General features: G+C 77.9%; 5 protein-coding genes. 4 read left to right on the forward strand and 1 reads right to left on the reverse strand.

Features of this window, described 5'->3' with window-relative positions:
• Positions 1-361: 361 nt before the first annotated feature.
• Positions 362-796 (reverse strand): type II 3-dehydroquinate dehydratase, encoded by a 435-nt coding sequence (locus LV78_RS28045; protein ID WP_253848662.1) that lies wholly within the window; start codon positions 794-796, stop codon positions 362-364.
• Between the two features lie 212 nt (positions 797-1,008).
• Between LV78_RS28045 and LV78_RS28050 the strand changes: the two genes are divergently transcribed.
• From LV78_RS28050 to LV78_RS28065, 4 genes are all read left to right on the forward strand, one after another.
• On the forward strand, positions 1,009-2,175 hold the full coding sequence (locus LV78_RS28050; RefSeq protein ID WP_372495002.1) for an aminotransferase class I/II-fold pyridoxal phosphate-dependent enzyme: 1,167 nt from the start codon (positions 1,009-1,011) through the stop codon (positions 2,173-2,175).
• Entirely contained in the window at positions 2,172-3,224 is a 1,053-nt protein-coding gene (locus LV78_RS28055) for a Gfo/Idh/MocA family protein (protein ID WP_253848664.1), read from the forward strand. Before LV78_RS28050 ends, LV78_RS28055 begins: the two co-directional genes overlap by 4 nt.
• Positions 3,221-3,892, forward strand: coding sequence for an HAD-IA family hydrolase (locus LV78_RS28060; RefSeq protein ID WP_253848666.1), 672 nt, complete (start codon positions 3,221-3,223; stop codon positions 3,890-3,892). The genes LV78_RS28055 and LV78_RS28060 overlap by 4 nt, the downstream gene beginning before the upstream one ends.
• Positions 3,893-4,009: 117 nt before the next feature.
• Positions 4,010-18,016, forward strand: coding sequence for a type I polyketide synthase (locus LV78_RS28065; RefSeq protein ID WP_253848669.1), 14,007 nt, complete (start codon positions 4,010-4,012; stop codon positions 18,014-18,016).
• Positions 18,017-18,035: the final 19 nt, after the last annotated feature.

The following is an 18,035-nucleotide window of genomic DNA, read 5'->3' on the forward strand; positions in this document are numbered from 1 at the left end:
GCTCCCGCGTGTGGTCGGCCGCGCCGGGACCCCGATCCCCGCCCGGTCGACCCGCCCATCCCCTGTGGACACCCGGCCCACCCCGACCGGCCCGCCGCCGAGTGCGCGCGGTCTCACCCGTTGAGGGTTGTCCCCGGCCTGGCACTGGGTGATCGGGACGCGCGTCGGCAGACCGCGTCCGCAGACCGCGAGGCGGATCTTGGTGGTCGGTCCGCCCCTGGAACCGGACGACACCGGAGTCGACGTCGTCGACCCACCCCGGTCCACCGGCGGAGCCGTCCTTGACGACCACCCGATCGAGGACGTGCCGCCAGGCGCCGTCCACAGTCCGGCTGACCAGGGCGCTCAGCCGGTCAGTCGGTCAGCCTGCCACCCGCTCCAGCAGCGCTCGCGCCGCAAGGCGGTAGCCCAGAGCGCCCACGCCCGCGATCAAACCCGTCGCCAGCGGCGCGATCACCGACTGGTGGCGGAACGGCTCGCGGGCCCACACGTTCGACAGGTGGACCTCCACCCACGGGGCCGGGTAGTTCGCCAGGGCGTCCCGGAGGCACCAGCCCGCGATCATCAGGGCGCCGGGGTTCACGATCGCGCCCACCGTGTCGTAGCTGTCCTGGATGGTCCCGATCATCTCGGCCTCGCCGTCGTGCTGCCGCGCCACGACCTTCCACCCCCGGTCCGCGACCTCGTCGGCCACCGCGTCCTCGATGTCGGCGAGCGTCGCGGTTCCGTACACCTCGGGTTCGCGGCGGCCCAGGATTCCCAGGTTCGGGCCGTTCAGCAGGAGCAGGTCTGGCACCGGGGCACCTCGCAGAGCGCGGAGACGTGAAGCGGACTGGTGCGATTGTGCTGACGGGGCCCGCCCCGTGGTGGGAGTGGCGGGCAACCGGCTTGATCCAGGGGGGACCTAGGGGGTTGTCAGGGGGTTGGGGGGCTCTCCCGACCGCCGTTAGCTTCGGCCGCGTACCGGACCCGAGAAACGACCCCAGAGCAGAGACGAGGGCGACCGCCGTGCACCTGAAGGCCCCGCACAAGCTGGAGTTCCCCGCCTGGCCGCAGTTCGACTCGACCGAGCGCGAGGCGCTGCTGCGCACGCTCGACAGCGGCCGGTGGTGGCGGATCGCCGGGGACGAGGTCACCTCGTTCGAGCGCGAGTTCGCGCAGGCCCACGGCGCCCGGCACGCGCTGGCGGTGACCACGGGCACGCACGCCCTCGAGCTCGTCCTGGAGGTCATGGGCGCCGGGCCCGGCACCGAGGTGATCGTGCCCGCGTTCACCTTCATCTCGTCCTCGCAGGCCGCCCAGCGGCTCGGGGCCGTCGTCGTCCCCGTCGACGTCGACCCGGACACCTACTGCCTCGACCCGGCCGCCGTGCGGGCCGCGATCACCGAGCGCACCAGGGTGATCATGCCCGTGCACATGGCAGGCCAGCTCGCCGACATGGACGCGCTGCGCGCCCTCTCCGCCGAGACCGGCGTCCCGCTGCTCCAGGACGCCGCGCACGCCCACGGCGCGCGGTGGCGCGGCAAGCCCGTCGGCGCGCTCGGGTCGATCGCCGCCTTCAGCTTCCAGAACGGCAAGCTGATGACCGCAGGCGAGGGCGGGGCCGTGCTCTTCCCGGACGGGGACCACTACGAGGAGGCGTTCCTGCGGCACGCCTGCGGGCGCCCGCTCACCGACCGGGCCTACCGCCACAGCACGTCCGGGTCGAACTTCCGCATGAACGAGTTCTCCGCCGCCGTGCTGCGCGCCCAGCTCGGCAGGCTCGAGGCGCAGATCGACGTGCGCGCCCGCCGCTGGCCCGAGCTGTCCCGGCTGCTCGCCGAGGTGCCCGGCGTCGTCCCGCAGGGCGCCGACCCGCGCTGCGACCGCAACCCGCACTACATGGCCATGTTCCAGGTCCCCGGCATCGGCGAGGAGCGCCGCGCCCGCCTGGTCGACGCGCTGATCGAGCGCGGCGTCCCGGCGTTCGCCGGGTTCCGCGCGATCTACCGCACCGACGCGTTCTGGGAGCGCTCCGCCCCCGACACCACGGTGGACGCGCTCGCCCGCGCCTGCCCGGTCTCGGACGCGCTGAGCCGCGACTGCGTGTGGCTGCACCACCGGCTGCTGCTGGGAACCGAGGAGCAGATGCCGCTGGTGGCCGAGGCCGTCGCGAGCGCCCTGGAGGAGGTGTGAGGGTCGCCCTCGTCGGACTCGGCTGGGCGGCGGGCGCGGTCTGGCTGCCCCGGCTCGCCGCCCTGCCCGGCGCCACCGTCGTCGCGGGCGTCGACCCGGACCCGCAGGCCCGCGCGCGCTTCCTGGAGAGCGCGCCGCACGCCGCCGCGCACGCCGACGCGGGCGCCCTGGAGCGGTCGCGGGTGGACCTGGTCGTGCTCGCCGTGCCCAACCACCTGCACCACGACCTGGCCCGCGACCTGCTGCTGCGCGGGTTCGCGGTGTTCGTGGAGAAACCGGTGTGCCTGACCTCCGCCGAGGCCGACAGCCTCGCCGAGGCCGAGTCGTCCGGCGGCGGGCTGCTGCTCGGCGGCAGCGCCGCCCGGCACCGGGCCGACGTGCGCGCGCTCTACGACCTCGTGCCCGCCCTCGGCCCGATCCGGCACGTCGACCTGTCCTGGGTGCGCGCCAGGGGCGTGCCGGGCACCCCCTGGTTCACCACCCGGCGGCACGCGGGCGGCGGCGCCCTCCTCGACCTCGGCTGGCACCTGCTGGACACCGCGATCCCCCTGCTGGGCACGCCCGAGCCCGCCACCGTCGTGGGCGCCACCTCGGCGGACTTCCTGTCCGCCGGGGACAGCGTCGCGGCCTGGCGCGGCGACCGGGAGCGCGCGGGGGAGCGGGACGTGGAGGACACCGCGCGGGCGCTGCTGGTCACCTCGGGCGGCGTGTCGGTGTCGCTGCGCGCCCGCTGGGCCTCGCACGAGCCGCGCGACGAGACCACCATCGCCGTCGAGGGCGCGGCCGGGACCGCCGTGCTGCGCTGCACCTTCGGCTTCAGCCCGAACCGGGTGCCCGAGCCGCAGCTCGTGCGCACCTCGGCCGGGGTGCGCACGAGCGTGCCGGTGGAGCGCGAACCCGTCGGCTCGGAGTACCTGCGGCAGCTCGCCGGGCTCCCCGCCGCGCTGACCGACCCGGCCGCGCGCGGGCGCACCGCCCGCGAGTCCCGCTGGGTGGTGGGCGTCGTCGAGCGGGTCTACGCCCGCGAGCCGGTCGGGGTCCCGGCGTGAGGGCCGCGCCGCGCGGGGTCGTGTTCGACCTGGACGGGGTGCTGGTGGACAGCTTCGCGGTGATGCGCGAGGCGTTCCACCTGGCCTACGCGGAGGTCGTCGGGCCGGGCGAGCCGCCGTTCGAGGAGTACAACCGGCACCTCGGGCGGTACTTCCCCGACATCATGCGGATCATGGGGCTGCCGCTGGAGATGGAGGGCCCGTTCGTGCGGGAGAGCTACCGGCTCGCGCACCGGGTCACCGTCTTCCCCGGCGTGCCCGAGCTGCTGCGCGAGTTGCGCGCTCGCGGGTACGGCCTCACCGTGGCCACCGGCAAGAGCGGGCCGCGCGCCCGGTCGCTGCTGGACGCGGTGGGGCTGCTGGGGCTGTTCGAGATCGTCGTCGGCTCGGATGAGGTCGAGCGGCCCAAGCCCGCCCCGGACATCGTGCTCGCCGGGCTGGCGGCCCTCGCGCTCGACCCCGGCGAGGCGCTCATGGTCGGCGACGCGGTCACCGACCTGGCCAGCGCGCGCGCCGCGGGCGTGACGGCCGTGGCCGCGCTGTGGGGGGAGAGCGAGGTGGCCGCGCTGCTGGCCGCCGAGCCCGACGCGGTGCTGCGCGCCCCCGCGGACCTGCTGGAGCTGTGCCCGCCGGTTGCCTCCTTCCACCGGGTGGGGCGCGGCCGGTAATCCAGCGGCAATTTCGTCCCCCGTCCGGGTGGATCTGGCCCGTGCGCCCGCTGCGCGCACGGGCCAAGGTGGGTGGCTGCGCGGATGACCGGGCCCCCGAAACCGGATGTGGGAGAGATGCTGCGAAGCGACCTGATCCGTCCCCTGCCCGAACTGCTGCGCCTGCACGCGGCGGAGCGCGGCGACCGCGTCGCCTTCCGCGACGCGCGCCGCGCCGTCACCTGGGCCGACCTGGAGCAGCGCACCCGCAGGCTGGCCGGGAACCTGGCCGCGCGCCGGTTGCTGCCCGGCGACCGCGCCGTGATCCTGCTGGGCAACCGCGTGGAGACCGTCGAGTGCTACCTGGCGCTGGTGCGGGCGGGGGCGGTGGGCGTGCCGCTGAACCCGGTGTCCACCGACGCCGAGCTGGGCGCGCTGCTCGACGACAGCGGCGCCCGGCTCGTCCTCACCGACACCGCGCACGCCGACCAGCTCGCCAGGCTGCGCGCGGTCAGGCCCGAGCTGGAGGTCGTGCACGTCGGCCGGGACTACGAGGCGCTCGCGGGCGCCGAGGCCCCGCTGCCCGCGCACGACGCGCTGGAGCTGGACGACCTGGCGTGGATGCTCTACACCTCCGGCACCACCGGCGCGCCCAAGGGCGTGCTGTCCACCCAGCGCAACTGCCTGTGGTCGGTGGCCGCCTGCTACGCGCCCGTGCTCGGCCTGACCCCGGACGACCGGGTGCTGTGGCCGCTGCCGCTGTTCCACAGCCTGTCGCACATCGCCGGGGTGCTGGCCACCACCGCCGTCGGGGCCACCACCCGCCTGGTCGACGGGCGCTCGCCGCAGGACGTGCTGGCCGCGCTGCACGAGGAGCGCTCCACGGTGCTCGCGGGCGTGCCCACGACCTACCACCACCTGGTGCGCGCGGCCGGTGAGCGCGGGTTCCTCGCGCCCGACCTGCGGGTCGGCCTGGTCGGCGGCGCGATCACCACGGCCGAGCTGCGGGCCGCCGTCGAGCAGCGGTTCGGCGTGCCGCTCATCGACGCCTACGGCAGCACCGAGACCTGCGGGTCGATCACGGTGAACTGGCCGACCGGGCCCAGGGTGGAGGGCTCCAGCGGACTGCCGGTGCCGGGGCTGGCGGTGCGGCTGGTCGACCCGGACACCGGCCTGGACGCGCCCGCCGGGGCGGAGGGCGAGGTGTGGGTGCGCGGGCCGAGCGTCATGGTCGGCTACCACAACCGGCCCGAGGCGACGGCCGCCGCGCTGCGCGACGGCTGGTACTGCACCGGGGACCTGGCGACCAGGGACGAGTCCGGGTTCCACGCGGTCACCGGGCGCATCGACGACGTCGTGGTGCGCGGCGGCGAGAAGGTGCACCCGGCGGAGGTGGAGGCGGTGCTGCGGGCGGTGCCCGGCGTCGCGGACGCCGCCGTCGTGGGCAGGCCGCACGACGTGCTGGGCGAGGTGCCGGTGGCGTTCCTGGTGCCGGGGGAGGGGTTCGACCCGGCGCGGGTGCTGGCGGTGTGCCGGGAGCGGCTGTCCTACCACAAGGTGCCCGAGGAGCTGTACCAGATCGACGTGGTGCCGCGCACGGCGTCGGGGAAGATCACCCGGCGGGTGCTGCTGGAGACGCCCGCGCGGCTGCGGGCGAGCGGTGAGCGGGGGGCGCTGTTCCGCACCGACTGGGTGCCGCTGACCGCCGCGGTCGGCGCGGCGACCGCGCCTGGTCCCGAGACCGCGTCCGGTGCTGCGACCGCGCCTGGTGCTGAGACCGGTCCCGACGCCGGGTCGCCCGCAGGCGCCCCCACCGCCCCGGTCCCGGCGCCCGGTGACGCGCCGGTGGTGCTCGACCTGCGCGGCGACGACGCGCCCGCGCTGTCCGGTCGTCCCGACCTGGTGCTCACCAGGGGGGCGGTGGCCGTCGACGGCGGGCCGGTGCGGCTCGGGCAGCTCGCCGCGTGGACCGCCGCCCGCCACGCCGGGATCACCGTGGCCGACACCGATCCCGACACCGACACCGACGAGGTCGACCCGGTCGCGCTGCTCGCCGCCGACGAGCCCCGGCTGCTCGTGCGCTCCGGGGTCGTGCTCGTGCCCCGCCTGCACGAGGTCCCCGGTTCCGTCGTCGGGCGCGGCGCGCTCGACCCGCGCCGGGCCGTCGCCGTCACCGGCGCGGACAGCGGGACCGCCGCCGCGCTGGCCCGGCACCTGCGCGGCGCGCACGGCGTGCGCGACCTGCTGCTGATCACCGCTCCCGACGGGCGGGCCCGCGCGGGCGCGCTGCGCGACGACCTCGTGGCCTCGGGCGCGCGGGTCGTGCTCGCCGTCGCCGAACCGGACGCGCTCGACCGCGCGCTCAGCCGGGCGCCGTCCCCGCTGGGCGCCCTCGTGCACACCGGCGGCGGGGACCCGGCCGCGCTGCCCCACCTGCTCGGCGCGCGGGTGGAGCTGGTGGTGTGCGCGACCGCGCTCGACTCGGCCGCCGCCGAGGACGTCGTGCTGCGCCGCCGCGCGGCCGGGATGCCCGCCCGGTGCCTGGTCTTCGGGCCGTGGGAGGCCGAGGGGGCTCGGGCGGGCGCCGGGCTGGCCGTGCTGCCGCTGCGGGACGGGCTGGCCGCGTTCGACGCCGCGCTCGGCGCCGACGAGCCGGTGCTCTCCGTGCTGCGCCCCGACCCCGACCTGGTCTCCGGGGCGGTGCCCGCGCCGCTGCGCGACCTGCTGCACGTGGTGGCCGCAGAACCCGAGCGGGGCCGGGCGGTCGAGCTGCGGGCCCGCCTCGCCGGGCGCGGGGAGCGGGAGCGCAGGCGGCTCCTGCTCGACCTGGTGCGCGCCGAGACCTCGGCGCTGCGGCCCGCCGAGTTCGTGGTCGACGGGCACGAGCGCGGCTTCACCGAACTCGGCTTCACCTCCGCCACCTCGGTCGCGCTGCGCGACCGGCTCACCGCCGCGACCGGCCTCGCGCTGCCCGCGACCGCCGCGTTCGAGCACCCGACCCCGACCGCGCTCGCCGCTCTGCTGCACGACGAGCTGTTCGGCGCGCCGCAGGTCCCGAGCGCGCCCGCGTGCGCCACCGGGCGCTCGGGCGAGCCGATCGCGATCGTGGCCGCCGGGTGCAGGCTGCCCGGCGGCGTCGCCTCGCCCGAGGACCTGTGGGAGGTCGTGCGCTCCGGCTCGGACGTGGTGTCGCCGTTCCCGGTCGACCGGGGCTGGGACCTGGACGCGCTGCGCGGCGCCTGCGCCGGGGGCGGGTTCCTGGCCGACGCCGCCCTGTTCGACGCCGACCTGTTCGGGGTGCACCCGCGCGAGGCGCTGGCGATGGACCCGCAGCAGCGGTTGCTGCTCGAAGTCGCGTGGGAGGTGTTCGAGCGCGCGGGCATCGACCCGCGCTCGGTGGCGGGCGACGGGACCGGCGTGTTCGCCGGGCTGATGGGCCACGACTACGGGTCGCGGCCGGGGCTGGACCGGCAGCTCGTGGAGGGCTACCTGAGCACGGGCAACGCGGGCAGCGTCGCCTCCGGGCGGATCGCCTACGCGTTCGGGCTCACCGGGCCCGCGATCACCGTGGACACCGCGTGCTCGTCGTCGCTGGTGGCGGTGCACCTGGCGGTGCAGTCGCTGCGGCGCGGCGAGTGCGCGATGGCGCTGGCGGGCGGCGCGACGGTCATGGCCACGCCCGCCGACTTCGTGGAGTTCGCCAGGCAGGGCGCGCTGGCCCCGGACGGCCGCTGCAAGCCGTTCTCGGCGTCGGCGGACGGGACGGCGTGGTCCGAGGGTGCGGGGTTGGTGCTGCTGGAGCGGCTGTCGGACGCGCGGCGCAACGGTCATCCGGTGCTGGCGGTGGTGCGGGGCAGCGCGGTCAACTCCGATGGCGCGTCGAACGGGCTGACCGCGCCGAGCGGCGCGGCTCAGCAGCGGGTGATCCGGGCCGCGCTCGCCGACGCCGGACTGTCCACTTCGGACGTCGACGCGGTGGAGGCGCACGGGACCGGCACCCGGCTGGGCGACCCGATCGAGGCGCGGGCGCTGGTGGCCACCTACGGGCGGGACCGGGACGGCGAGCCGCTGCGGCTCGGCTCGCTCAAGTCGAACTTCGGCCACCCCCAGGGCGCGGCCGGGATCGCCGGGCTGATCAAGCTCGTGCAGGCGCTGCGGCACGGGGTGCTGCCGCGCACCCTGCACGTCGACGCGCCCACGCCCGAGGTGGAGTGGACCGGCGTGGAGCTGCTGGCCGAGCAGCGGGACTGGCCGGAGGTGGACCGGCCGCGCCGGGCGGCGGTGTCCTCGTTCGGGGTCAGCGGCACCAACGCGCACGTCGTCCTGGAGCAGGCGCCCGCCGAGGCCGCCGCACCCGCCGTGCCCGAGCGCGGGGCCGTGCCGCTGCCGGTGTCCGCCGTCGGCGCGGCGGCGCTGCGCGCCCAGGCCCGGCGGCTGGCCGACTTCCTCGCCCCCTCCGACGTCACGGCCGCCGAGCTGGCGGGCGCGCTGCGCGCGGGTCGGGCCGACCTGGGCGAGCGCGCCGTCGTGGTCGCCGCCGACCGGGCGGGCGCGCTCGCCGCGCTGGAGGCGCTGGCCTCGGACCAGCCGTCGCCCGCACTGGTCACCGGCCGGGCGGACGTCACCGGCCGCACGGTGCTCGTGTTCCCCGGCCAGGGCGGCCAGTGGGTGGGCATGGGCGCGCGGCTGCTGGACGAGTCGCCGGTGTTCGCCGAGCGGGTGCGCGCGTGCGCGGCGGCCGTCGACCCGCTGGTGGACTTCCGCGTGGTGGACGTGCTGCGCGGCGGCGACCTCGGCCGGGTGGACGTGGTGCAGCCGGTCTCCTTCGTGCTCATGGTGGCGCTGGCCGAGCTGTGGCGCTCGTGCGGCGTCGAACCCGACGCGGTGATCGGCCACTCGCAGGGCGAGATCGCGGCGGCCTGCGTGGCCGGGGCCCTCTCACTGGAAGACGCCGCCCGCGTGGTGGTGCTGCGCAGCCGGGCCATCGCCGCCGGGCTGGACGGCGGCGGCATGGCCTCGATCCCGCTGCCGCAGGCCGAGGTCGAGGAGCTGATCGCGGGCACCGGGGTGTGCGTCGCGGCGGTCAACGGCCCCGGCTCGGTGGTCGTCTCCGGTGACGTCGACGCGCTGGTCGCCCGCGTGGCTGGCGCCCGAAGGCTGCCCGTCGACTACGCCTCGCACTCGCCCGCCGTGGACGTGCTGCGCGAAGGCCTGCTCGCCGACCTCGCCCCGATCACCCCTCGGCCCACCACGATCCCGATGCTGTCCACCGTCACGGGCAAGTGGCTCGACGGTCCCGAGCTGGACGCCGACTACTGGTTCACCAACCTGCGCGAACCCGTCCGCTTCGCCGACGCCGCAGCCCTCCTGGTCGCCGACGGGGTCAGGGCGTTCGTGGAGGTCGGCGCGCACCCGGTGCTCACCGCGCCCGTCCAGGACCTGCTCGCGGGCGCGGGCCCCTCGGTCGCCACCGGCACGCTGCGCCGCGACGACGGCGGCCTCGACCGGTTCCTGCGCTCCGCCGCCGAGCTGCACGTGCGCGGCGTCCCCGTCGACCTCGCCCCGCTGCTGCCCCCGCCGGTCCGGGTGCTCGACCTGCCCACCTACCCGTTCCAGCGCGCCCGCTACTGGCTGGACGCCGACCCCGCCACCGCCGCCTCCGGGCTCCGGCACCCGCTGCTCACCTCCGCCACCGACCTCGCGGGCGGCGACGACCTGGTGTGCCAGGCGCGGCTGAGCACCGCGCGGCAGCCGTGGCTCGCCGACCACGCGGTGCGCGGGTCCGCCGTCCTGCCCGGCACCTGCTGGGCGGAGCTGGCCATCCGCGCGGGCGACGAGGTCGGCGCGCCCGCGCTGGACGAGCTGCTGGTGGAGGCCCCGCTGGTGCTGCCCGAGCGCGGCGCGGTGGAGGTGCAGCTCAGGATCGGCGCCCCGGACGCCGCAGGGCGCAGGCCGCTCCAGGCGCACGCCCGCGCCGAGGGCGGGACCTGGACCAGGCACGCCAGCGGCACCCTCGCCGCCGACCGGTCCACCCCGGTCCCGCTGGCGCAGTGGCCGCCGACCGGCGCCCGCGAGGTCGACCTGACCGGCTTCTACGACAGCCGGGCCGCCGACGGCTACGGCTACGGGCCCGCGCTGCGCGGGCTGCGCCGCGCCTGGACCCGCGACGGCGAGGTGTTCGCCGAGGTGGGGCTGCCCGAACCGCTGAGCCCGGACGGCTGGGGCCTGCACCCCGCCCTGTTCGACGCAGCCCTGCACGCCACCGGCCTGCTGCCCCCGGCGCGGGTCGCCGCCGACGAGGTGCTGCTGCCGTTCTCCTGGCGGGGGACCAGGCTGCGCGCCACCGGGGCGACCGCGCTGCGCGTGCACCTGACCGGGACCGCCGACGACCACGTGCTGCGCGCCTACGACCCCGAGGGCGCGCCGGTCGTGGAGGTCGACGCCCTGCGGCTGCGCCCGGCCCCGACCACCGCGCTCGTCGGCTCGGGCGCGCTGTTCCGGGTCGAGTGGGTGGACCTGGACGTGCCGGAGTCCACTTCGGACGCCCCGGCGCCAGGACAGCCGCTGCTCGACCTGTCCGCGCCCGACCTGCCGGGCGGTGACGCGCGCACCCTCGTCGGCCTCACCCTGGAAGCCCTGCGCGAGCACGAGGAGCTGACCGTCGTCACGCGCGGCGCGGCCGAGGACCCGGCCGCCGCCGCCGTGTGGGGGCTGCTGCGCACCGCCCAGACCGAGCGGCCCGGCCGCTACGCCCTGGTCGACCTGGACGACGACCCCGCCTCGCGCGCCCTGCTGCCCGCCCTGCCCGCCACCGGCGAGCCGCAGGTCCGGGTGCGCGCCGGGAGGGCGGGCGCCCCGCGCCTCGCGCGCACCCGCGACGACGGCCTGCGGCTGCCCGCCGACCCGACCTGGCGGCTGACCTGCGACGGCGGCACGTTCACCGACCTGGCCGCCACCCCCGGCCCCGCCGCGACCCGCCCGCTGGAACCCGGCGAGGTCCGGGTCGGCGTGCGCGCGGCGGGCGTCAACTTCCGGGACGCCGCCGTCGTGCTGAACGCGGTGCCCGGCCAGCGCGGGCTCGGCGGCGAGGCCTCCGGCGTCGTCCTGGAGACCGGCCCCGGCGTCACCGGCCTCGCGGTCGGCGACCGGGTGCTCGGCACGTTCGACCGCGACTTCGGCGCGTTCGGCCCGGTCGCGATCACCGACGCCCGCCTGCTCGCCCCCGTCCCGCCGGGCTGGGGCTTCGCCCGCGCGGCCTCGGTCCCGGTCGCGTTCCTCACCGCCCTCCACGGCCTGCGCGACCTCGCCCAGGTCGGGCCGGGCGACCGCGTCCTGGTGCACGCGGGCGCGGGCGGCGTCGGCGGCGCGGCGGTCCGGCTGGCCGCGCTGCTGGGCGCGGAGGTGTTCGCCACCGCGTCCCCGGCGAAGTGGCCGGTGCTGCGCGCCCTCGGCCTGGACGACGAGCACCTGGCGTCCTCCAGGGACACCGGGTTCGCCGAGCGCTTCCCGAACGTCGACGTCGTGCTGAACTCGCTCACCGGCGAGCTGGTGGACGCCTCGCTGCGGCTGCTCGCGCCCGGCGGGCGGTTCCTGGAGCTGGGCAAGGTCGACGTGCGCGACCTCGTCCGCGCCGACGTGTCGTACCGGGCCTACGACCTGCGCGACGCGGGCCCCGACCGCACCGCCGAACTGCTCGCCGAGATCATGGGGCTGTTCGCGGAAGGCCGCCTGGAACCGCTGCCGCTGACCGTCCGCGACATCAGGCACGCGCCCGAGGCGCTGCGGCACGTCGCGTCCGGCGGGCACGTCGGCAAGGTCGTGCTGACCGTGCCCCGCCCGCTCGACCCCGAGGGCGTCGTCCTGGTCCACGGCGGCGGCGAGCTCGGCGCGCTCACCGCCCGGCACCTGGTCACCGCGCACGGCGTCCGCCACCTGCTGATCACCTCCCGGCGCGGCCCGGACGCCCCCGGCGCCGCGGAACTGGCCGCCGACCTCGCCGAACTCGGGGCCACCGCCCGGTTCGAGCGCTGCGACGCCGCCGACCGCGACCGGGTCGCCGCCCTGCTGGCCGACCTCGGCGGGCGCCCGCTGACCGCCGTCGTGCACACGGCGGGCGCGCTCGACGACGCCCTGCTCGCCGACCAGGACGCGGCGCGCGTCGACACGGCCCTGCGCGCCAAGCTCGACGGGGCGCTGCTGCTGGACGAGCTGACCCGCGACGCCGACCTCGCCGCGTTCGTGCTGTTCTCCTCCGCCGCCGGGACGCTCGGCAACGCGGGCCAGGCCAACTACGCCGCCGCGAACGCCGCGCTCGACGCGCTGGCCGTCCGCCGCCGCTCCGCCGGGCTGCCCGCCACCGCCATCGCCTGGGGCCACTGGGAGCACACCAGCGCGCTCACCGCCGGGCTCACCGCCGCCGACCTCGCGCGCGGGGCCAGGCACGGCGCGGGCTCGCTCGGCACCGCCGAGGCGCTGGCGCTGCTGGACGCCGCACTGGCCTCCCCGGAACCCGCCGTCCTCGCCGCCGCGCTCGACCCCCGCCGCGCCGCCGAGGTCCCGCCGCTGCTGCGCGACCTCGCCGGACCGCGCCGGGCGGTGGCCGCCGGTGTCGGCGCGGGGGCGGACCGGCCGCTGATCGACGTGGTCAGGGCGCACACCGCGACCGTGCTCGGGCACCGCGACGCCTCCGCCGTGGACGCGCACCGCGCGTTCAAGGAGCTGGGCGTTGACTCGCTCACGGCCGTGGAGCTGCGCAACCGGCTCGCCGCCGCGACCGGCCTCGCGCTGGCCGCCACCTCGGTGTTCGACCACCCGACCCCGGCGCTGCTGACCGCGCACCTGCTCGCCGAGCTGGGCCACGCCCCCGCCACCGGGACCACCGCGCCCGCCGTCGCCGCCGCACCCGCCGGGGTCGACGCGGGGGAGCCCATCGCGATCGTGTCGATGGCCTGCCGCTTCCCCGGCGACGTGTCCTCCCCGGAGGACCTGTGGGACCTCGTCGCGGGCGGTCGGGACGCGCTCACCCCGTTCCCCGCCGACCGGGGCTGGGACCTGGCGGGCCTGTTCGACCCCGACCCGGACCGCGCGGGCCGCAGCTACGCCCGCGAGGGCGGGTTCCTCGCCGACGTCGCGGGCTTCGACGCCGACCTGTTCGGCATCAGCCCGCGCGAGGCCATCGGCACCGACCCGCAGCAGCGGCTGCTGCTGGAGGTGGCGTGGGAGCTGTTCGAGCGCGCGGGCATCGCACCCGACTCGCTGCGCGGCACCGACACCGGCGTGTTCGCGGGCGTCATCGCGCACGGCTACCCGGTGCTGCCCGCCCACTCCGCCCAGGGGCTGGAGGGCCACCGCGTCACCGGGGTGTCCGGGAGCGTGGTGTCCGGCCGGGTCGCCTACGCCTTCGGGTTGCAGGGGCCCGCGATGACCGTGGACACGGCGTGCTCGTCGTCGCTGGTGGGCGTGCACCTGGCGGTGCGGGCGCTGCGCGGCGGCGAGTGCTCGCTGGCGCTGGCGGGCGGCGTGACCGTGCTGAGCACGCCGGACCTGTTCGTGGACTTCTCCCGGCAGCGCGGGCTCGCCGCCGACGGGCGCTGCAAGGCGTTCGGGGCGGGCGCGGACGGCACCGGGTTCGGCGAGGGCGTCGGCCTGGTGCTGCTGGAGCGGCTGTCGGACGCGCGGCGCAACGGGCACCGGGTGCTGGGGCTGGTGCGCGGCAGCGCGGTGAACTCCGACGGGGCGTCCAACGGGCTGACCGCGCCCAGCGGTCCCGCGCAGGAGCGCGTCATCGGGCGGGCGCTCGCGGACGCCGGGCTGTCGGCGGCCGACGTGGACCTGGTGGAGGCGCACGGGACCGGGACGCGGCTGGGCGACCCGATCGAGGCGCGGGCGCTGGTGGCGACCTACGGGCGCGACCGGGACGGCGAGCCGGTGTGGCTCGGGTCGGTGAAGTCGAACATCGGGCACACCCAGGCCGCCGCCGGGGTCGCCGGGCTGATCAAGGCGGTGCAGGCGCTCCGGCACGGGGTGCTGCCCGCGACCCTGCACGCGGCCGAGCCCACGACCGAGGTCGACTGGGACGGGGTGGCGGTGCTGGCCGAGCGGCGGGACTGGCCCGAGGTGGGCAGGCCGCGCCGGGCGGCGGTGTCCTCGTTCGGGGTCAGCGGGACCAACGCGCACGTGGTGCTGGAGCAGGCCCCCGAGGAGCTGGCCTCCGAGGAGTTGGTCCCTGGGGAGCAGATCCCCGAGGGGCGGGCTTCAGCGGGTCGGACCTCAGCAGCGGGTCAGGCGGCTGCGGGCCCGACCTCAGCGGCCTGGGTGGCTGCGGGCGTGACTTCAGCGGGCCGGGTGCCCGAGGGGCAGGTACCCGAGGACCAAGCCTCCGAGGGCCGGGTGCCTATGGGCCAGGCGTCCGACGACCGGGCACCTGATGACCAGGCGTCCGAAGGGCGGGTGCCTGGGGGCCATAAATCCGCCGACCAGGAATCCGCCGACCGGGCAGCCGCCCACCAGGCACCCGACGACCAAGCTCCCGCCGGGTCCGATCGGGACGTCCCCGGCCACCTGCCGCTCGTGCTGTCCGCGCACGACCCGGCCGCGCTGCGCGCCACCGCGGCCCGCCTGCTGCCGGTCGCCGAGCGCGTCCCGCTGCCCGACCTGGCGCTGTCCCTGGTCACCGGCCGCGCCGCGCTGCCCTGCCGGGCGGTGCTGCCCGCCCGCGACCGGGACCAGGCGCTCGCGGCGCTGCGCGACCTCGCGTCCGGCGCCACCGCGCCCGCCGACCGGGACGGCGGGAGCGTCGCGTTCCTGCTGTCCGGCCAGGGCAGCCAGCGCGTCGGGACCGGGCGGTTGCTGGAGCGGCGGTTCCCGGTGTTCCGCGACGCGCTGCGCGAGGTGTGCGCCCTGCTGGACCGGCGGATCGTCGGCGGCCCCGGCGTGCGCGCCGCGCTGGACGACCCCGACCTGCTCGCCGACACCCGGTACGCGCAGGCCGGCCTGTTCGCCGTGCAGGTCGCGCTGGTGCGCCTGCTCGACGCGCTCGGCGTCCGCCCCGACCTGCTCGCCGGGCACTCGGTCGGCGAGATCGCCGTCGCGCACGCGGCCGGGGTGCTGTCCCTGGCGGATGCCTGCACCCTGGTGGCCGCGCGCGGCGCGCTCATGCGCGAGCTGCCGCCCGGCGTGATGGTCGCGGTGCGCGCGGGTGCGGACGAGGTGCGCGCCGCGCTGGTCGACGGGGTGGAGCTGGCCGCCGTCAACGGCCCCCGCTCCACCGTGCTCACCGGCGACGAGGCCGCCGTGACCTCGGTGGCCGCCCGCTTCGGGCGCGCCACCCGACTGCGGGTCGCCCACGCCTTCCACTCGGCCGCCGTCGACGCGGTGCTGCCCGCGTTCGCCGACGTGCTGGCGCGCCTGGACTTCCGCCCGCCGCAGGTCCCGGTGGCCGCCGCCGCGCCCGGCGCGCTCGACACCCCCGGCTACTGGCTGGACCAGGCCCGTCAGCCGGTGCGCTTCGCCGACGCCGTCACCGACCTGCACCGGCGGGGCGCGACCGCGTTCGTCGAGGTCGGCCCCGGCGGCGGGCTGGCCGCCGCCGCGCAGGAGTGCCTGGACGGGCACGACGTGCTCTGCGCCCCCCTGCTGCACCGCGACCACGACGAGGACCACTCCCTGATCACCGCGCTCGGCGCGCTGCACGCCCGAGGCTCGCACGTCGACTTCGCCCCCCTGCTCGCCGACGCGGGCGGCCGGACCACCGACCTGCCCACCTACCCGTTCCAGCGCCGCCGCTTCTGGCTCGACCCCGCCCCGCCCGCCACCGACGCCGCCCCGCTGGAGCACCCGCTGCTCACCGGGGAGCTGGAGATCCCCGGCTCGGACACCGCCGCGTTCACCGGCCGCGTCGCCACCGGCGCCCAGCCGTGGCTGGCCGACCACCGGCTGCTCGGCGCGGTCGTCGTGCCGGGGACGGCCCTGCTGGACCTGGTGCGGGCGGCCGGTCGGCAGCTCGGGCTGCCCGAGGTCGCCGAGCTGGTCAACGAGGTCCCGCTGGTGCTCGGCGACGGGGCGGCGCTGCTGCGCGTCACCGCCGCCGCGCCGGGGCCGGACGGGCGGCGGGAGGTGGCCGTGCACTCCCGACCGGAGTCGGCAGGTCCGCGCTCGCCGTGGACCAGGCACGTCACCGGCCAGCTCGCCCCCGAGTCGGGGCCGCTCGCGTTCGACCTGGCGCAGTGGCCGCCGCAGGGCGCGCAGCCGCTCCCGGTGGCCGACCACCGGGCCGCGATGGCCGCCACCGGCCACGGGTACGGGCCCGCGTTCCTCGGGCTGCGCGCCGCCTGGCGGCTCGGCGACGAGGTGCTGGTGGAGGCGGTCCTGCCGGACGAGGTCGCCGACGACGGGCACGCCGTGCACCCGGCGCTGCTCGACGCGGTGCTCCAGGCCATCTCGCTCACCGGGGTCGAGGACGGCTCGCAGGTGCGGGTGCCGTTCAGCTGGCGCTCCGCGCGCGGCGCCGGCCGGGCGGGCCGCGCGGTGCGCGCCTCCCTGCGGCCCGACGGCGACGGCGGCGTCCGGGTGCGCGTCGCCTGCCCCGAGGGCCGTCCGCTGCTGGAGATCGCCTCGCTGGTGTCCCGGCCGGTCACCCCCGACCGGCTGCGCTCCGGGGTGCTGCTGCGCCAGGCGTGGACGGAGGTCGGCCCGCCGCCCGGCGCGGCCGAGCCCGTGCCGCTGCGCGAGGTCGGCGAGCGGGTGCCGCCGGTGGTGCGGGTCGACGCCGGGCACGTCCGCGACCTGCTGCCGCTGCTCCAGGAGGCGGTGACCGAGCCCTGCTGGGAGTCGGCGCGACTGCTCGTGACGACCTCGGGCGCGGTCGGGCCGCGCGCCGGTCGCGCCGAAGGGGCCGCGGTGTGGGGCCTGGTGCGGACGGCCGCCGCCGAGCACCCCGGCCGGTTCGTCCTGGTCGACCTGGACGACCGGCCCGAGTCCGCCGCGCTGCTTCCCGCGCTCGCCACCGGCGCGCTGCCGGAGGCGGTGGTCCGCGCGGGACGGGTGCTCGTGCCCGGCCTGCACCGGGTCTCCGCGCCCAGCACCGGCGGGACAGCGCTCGACCCCGGTGGCACCGCGCTGATCACCGGCGGCTCCGGGGCGCTGGCCGCGCTGCTGGCCGAGCACCTGGTGCGCGCGCACGGCGTGCGCTCCCTGGTGCTGCTCAGCCGCAGCGGGCGCGGGCCGGACGTGCCGGGCGCCGACGTGCGGCACGTGCGCGGCGACGTCGCGGACCGGGCCGACGTGGTCGCGGCGCTGGCCGCCGTGCCGCCGGACCGGCCGCTGACGCTGGTGGCGCACCTGGCCGGGGTGCTCGACGACGGCGCGCTGACCTCGCTGACCCCCGAGCGGCTGGACGCGGTGCTGCGCCCCAAGGCCGAGGGCGCCCGGCACCTGGACGAGCTGACCAGGGACCGGGACCTGGCCGCGTTCGTGCTGTTCTCCTCGGTCGCGGGCGCGCTCGGCCACGCCGGGCAGGCCAACTACGCGGCGGCCAACGCCTACCTGGACGGCCTCGCGCACGAGCGGCACGCCCTCGGCCTGCCCGCCACGGCGCTGGCCTGGGGGCCGTGGACCGAGGGCATGGCGCGCGGTCGCGGGACCCTCGCGCCGCAGGTCGCGCTCGACCTGTTCGACGCGGCCCTGCGCACCGGCCTGCCCGCGCTCGTCCCGCTCGACCGCGAACCGGAGCGCCGCGTCCCCGCCCCGCGCGCCGCGACCCCCGCCCCGGCCGGGCCGTCGCTGGCCGACCGGCTGCGCCCGCTGCCGCCCGCCGAGCGGCGCGCCGCCCTGCTGGAGCTGGTCACCGCCGAGGCCCGCGCCGTGCTGGGCCGAGACGACGGGGCCGCGCTGCCCGCCGGGCAGGCGTTCCGCGACGCCGGGTTCGACTCGATCACCGCGATGGCCCTGCGCAACCGGCTCGTCCGGCTGGCCGGGGTGCGCCTGCCCGCGAGCGTCGTGTTCGACCACCCCACCCCCGCCGCCACCGCCGAGCGCCTGGAGGCCGAGCTGTTCCCGGCCGAGCAGCTGCCCGGCCCCCGGCACGGCGACGACTTCGACGACATGGCCGCCGACGAGCTGGTCCGCCGCGCGCTCGGCGGCGAGTAGCCGAAACCCTTGGAGGACA

This window comes from Actinosynnema pretiosum, from assembly GCF_024171695.1.
In the GTDB taxonomy this organism is placed as follows: domain Bacteria; phylum Actinomycetota; class Actinomycetes; order Mycobacteriales; family Pseudonocardiaceae; genus Actinosynnema; species Actinosynnema pretiosum.